Raw genomic sequence first — 4,233 nt, 5'->3', positions numbered from 1 at the left:
GGCACCAACGACTCCCCCCCACACAAAGGATCCCGCTTGGCCTCGAGACCATGCGGGATCCTTTTTAGGTCAGCTGCCGGCTAGTGACAACTGGGCGCTGCGTCGCCATGAGATGCTGCACCGTGCGACGCTGCACCATGCGACGCGGCTGCCGACGGCGGAACGTCCAGCGACGGGTTGCGGTCGAAGAATCCGTCGGGCTCGAGCTTGAAGCCGATGTGATCGACGGGCATGATCGGCCACTGCTCTGGCCGCGGAAAGTGGTGAACGCCCACGACGGGCCACAGCACGAGACGCTCTCCGTCGAGGGAGCGGTCGGCCTGCTGCCAAACGTGAACACCGTCGTCGCCGAGCTCGCCCTGGTTGGGGTACTCGCCTGCGATGAATCGCTGCTCTGCGTCGTACTGGCTCACCCAGAGCTGCTTCGACACGAACGGCGCCTTGCGCTCGACGACCGCTCCGGGGCGGGCGTAAAGCTGGGCGAAGTTCGGCACCGTCAGCCGGTATGCCGTGTTCTCGCCGTTGCGGTTCGTGGCCTCGTCGTTCTCGATGCGCCAGTGCAGGGCGCGCTGCGGGTCCGCGATTCGCGCACCGAGCTGCTCAGAGGTCAGCGGCGTTTCAACCGCGACGACGGCGTTTCCGTACGGGTTGAGTGCCTCATCCGGCTCCATCTCGGCGTGAACCTCGACGACGCGGTTGCGGATGCCATCAACCGCAGTGTCGAGGCGGGCAGCGAAGTAGTGCTGGTGGGTGGGGGCCTGAACATTGGGCGCGACCATCCGACCGAAGCGGGGCTTCTCGTCGTCGGCGATGCCCGAGACCGACATGAGGCCTGTGAGCTTGACCTCAAGCTCGATTGAGCCGTCCTGGCGAAGGGTCCAGTAGAAGCCGTAGTCGTAGTTGGCGACCGTAGCGAAGGCCGAGATCACGAGCTTGCGCGAGCGGCGAACCTCTGAGGTGTTGATACGAGTGTTGACGTGCTTCCAGAGGATGCTGTCGTCCTCCTCGTGCAGGCAGATGCCGTTCTTGATGACCTGCGCCTCGCCGTAACCGTCGAGGTAGGTCACGTCGAAGTAGCGGATCTCACCCAGGCAGTCGCAGCCGAGCTCAAGCGAGGCAGTGAGGGGGCCGGCGCCATACTCGCCCCAGTCGAAGAAGTTCTTGCGGTACGCGGTGGGGTCGCTGTCGAGGTACGGCACATACATCTCATTGACGGATGCTCGCTTGAGCACGGGGCGCACGGCTCCATGATCGTTGTAGGTGAGGTCGTGAAGAACGAGTCCCTCGCGGTGCGTGAACCCGACCGTGAACGACCAGTTCTGCCAGGTGACGGTGTGCCCCTCAACATCGAATCCGGGCCCGTTCGGCTGAATGATGTCGAGCACCGATACCTCACGGTCGGCACCCCACGTGCCCGACTCGTAGCGGCTGGTCTCCGACGCCATGGGGATCACACCGTGGTCTTCGACCCGGATGACCTCAAGGGTGTCGAGGTCAAGGATCGGCACGACACCGGCGACGGGGCGGCCGTAGCCGTTGTCTTCGTTCGACTCGCGGAACCAGACCGTTCCCCACGAGAGGCGGCGGTCGGCGATGTCTTCTGGTTCGAAGCCCGTGATCGACTCGGGGTCGACCCAGACGAGCGAGGCGTCGGTGATGCCCCGCTTGGCCAGCGCCTCCAGCAGCAGCGGCGACTTGCGCGCGGCCTGCGAAATCATGCGTGCTTCGTCGGAGGAGACACCGGGGCGACGGTGGTCAACGTCGGTCCAGCCCTCGATGAAGGCAGCAGTCTCGGCGGTTCCCGTCCAGCCGCGAACCTCCCACGCCGCGCGAGCAGCGTTATTCATCACGACGACGCGAACGGGACGTGCGCCACCCGCGACGGTGGCGGCAGCCTTATCCTCATCAACCTGGATGCCCCAGAAACGCGGGTTCTCTCCAATGCGATCACTCTTGCGAATCTCCGCGATAAAGCTGTCGATCTCCTCCGGCAGGAGGGGGTCGAGTACATGGCGTGGTGAGATGGTCATGCGTTTCCTTACTGTCGTGGGCTGAATACGGTGGCGCGACCGTCGGCGCGAGGATCGCTCGCGGCGTCGAGGGTCGAGTCTGAAAGGCGGATTCTGGCGACCTGCACATGGCCGGCTTCGTCGAACTGGGCGTCGCGACGAGCGGTGCCGAGCCCGAGAGCCGCTGCCGCGTCGGCGGCAGCCTCTGGGCCGGGCTCGGCGATCAGGGGTGCCTCCTCGAATCCGGGGTCGCGGGCGCCGATGACCCAGCGGCCCCGGCCGAGCGCCTCGGCGGGGTCGCTTGAGGGGTCGATGAGCTCGCGCGCCACCTGGGAGAGAATCCATGCCTGAGCGCTGCCGCCCTGGCATCCGAGCCCGATGACGAGGTCGTCCTTCTGCGCGATGACGGGCAGAAGAGTGTGCGGCGGGCGCAGGCCCGGGCCGATGTAGGCGGGATGCGACTGGTCGGTGCTGAACGCCGAGCCACGGTTGTGCAGAACGACGCCGGTTCCGGGGTCAAGGATGCCGGAGCCAAACCACTGGTAAACGCTCTGGATGAGGGTCACGACGGTTCCGTCTGTGTCGGCGGCGACGATGGCGACAGTGTCGCCCAGCGCCCGACCGGGACGGGGAAGCGAACCCTCGGCGGCGCGACCGCGCGGGTCGAGCATGGCGTCGACGTTGATGTCCCCGCCGCGCGGGTCGCCGAGGTTGGCCGTGCGAGCCCGAAGGGCGTCGTTAACGGCGGCGACGAGCTCGGGGTTGCAGGTGTCGGCTGAGTCGAGGGCATCCGGCAGAATTCCGAGAAGCACAACGCCCTGAGTGGGCGGGGGTGCGACCCACCACGAGGCTCCCCCGATCTCGGCGCGAAGGGGGTCGGTGATCTCGACCCTGTGGGCGGCGAAGTCGTCGGCACTCATGGCGCCGCCCAGAGAGGTCAGCGTGCCGGCGATCGATTCGGCGATGCGGCCGCGGTACATGGCTCCCGGGTTGCCGGCGAGTTCCGTGAGGGTGCGCGCGAGTGCTGGTTGCACGACGTGGTCGCCCTCACCCTTGAGCCCTCCAGCCCCGTCGCCAAAGACCTCGACCATTCCCTTGTCGGCGAGCAGAACATCCCGCCGCCCCTGGATGGCCCGGTTCAGCCCCGGCGACACCGTGTAACCGCTGTCTGCTAGCGCCGCCGCGCGTTCGAATGCGGGAGCGAGAGCAAGGCTCGCGCCGAGCGAGGCAACAGCCTCCCAGCCGGCGACGACGCCCGGCACGGTAACCGTGTCTGGGCCCTGACCCGGCATCCGGTCGAGCTTCGAAAGACGCTCGACGTCGACTGCGGCAGGGGCTGCGCCCGCCGAGAGGACGGCGGTGACCTGACCGTCTGACCGGCGAACCAGAGCGATCAGATCACCACCGAGACTGCACTGGTGCGGATAAACGACCGTGAGCGCTGCGGCCGCGGCGAGGGCTGCGTCGATCGCGTTTCCTCCCGCGTCGACGGCCGCCATGGCGCTGTCGAGGGCTGCGGGATGCGGGGCAGAGATCGCTACGGATCGAGGGTTGGTCACACCAGAAGTCATGCTGCTTCCCATCTCATGGGCGAAACGAAGTCGAGGTCGGGACGGTCGACGCCCTGCGCAAGGTCGGCGGCGGCGGCGCCGATGGCGGGGCCGAATTTGAAGCCGTGACCCGAGCACGCGGCCGCCGCGATGACATTGGCCTGGCCGGGGATCTCGCCGATCACAAAGCGGAGATCGGGGGTCATCGTGTAGAGGCACGCGACGGCCTCGGCGCCCTCAAGATCGATATCGGGCACGAAGGCGCGGAACAGCTGCGTGAGGCGATCGACTTCGGCCGGCGTCGCGTCACCGACGGGGGTGTTCGGGTCCCACACGGGGCCGGCGTCGATGCCGATCTTGGCGCCGGCGTCGCCGATCTCGGGCAGCCCGAAGACGAGGCCACCGTCCATATCGACGGAGAAGGTTCCGAGCATCGGGGGCTGCGCACACGTCTGGCCGGTCCGGGCCGCGAGCGTGACGATGCGCCACACCTCGAATCGCTCGCTGTAGCGCGGAAGCAGGCTCGACGCCCAGGCTCCGCCGGCGACGACGAGCTTTGATGCCCGGATGCTGCGAGCATCCGTGGTCACGGTGACGCCGTTCTCGTCGGATTCCCACGAGATGACGCGTTCGCCGAAGGAGAGTTCGGCCCCATGGCGACGGGCTGCTGAGTG

The 4,233-nt window shown here is 67.3% G+C and carries 3 protein-coding genes; all 3 read right to left on the bottom strand.

All coding sequences use genetic code 11. From position 1 onward, the window contains the following. Positions 1-80: 80 nt before the first annotated feature. Positions 81-2,030, bottom strand: coding sequence for a primary-amine oxidase (locus AC062T_RS08290; RefSeq protein WP_476029048.1), 1,950 nt, complete (start codon positions 2,028-2,030; stop codon positions 81-83). An 8-nt stretch (positions 2,031-2,038) separates the two neighbouring features. Continuing rightward, on the bottom strand, positions 2,039-3,580 hold the full coding sequence (locus AC062T_RS08285) for a gamma-glutamyltransferase (protein ID WP_476029046.1): 1,542 nt from the start codon (positions 3,578-3,580) through the stop codon (positions 2,039-2,041). Continuing rightward, a partial coding sequence (locus AC062T_RS08280; RefSeq protein ID WP_476029044.1) for an FAD-dependent oxidoreductase occupies positions 3,577-4,233 on the bottom strand: 657 nt, incomplete at its 5' end. The genes AC062T_RS08280 and AC062T_RS08285, both read right to left, overlap by 4 nt.

The organism is Homoserinimonas sp., from assembly GCF_056262345.1.
This window is presented reverse-complemented; position numbering and strand designations above follow the sequence as displayed.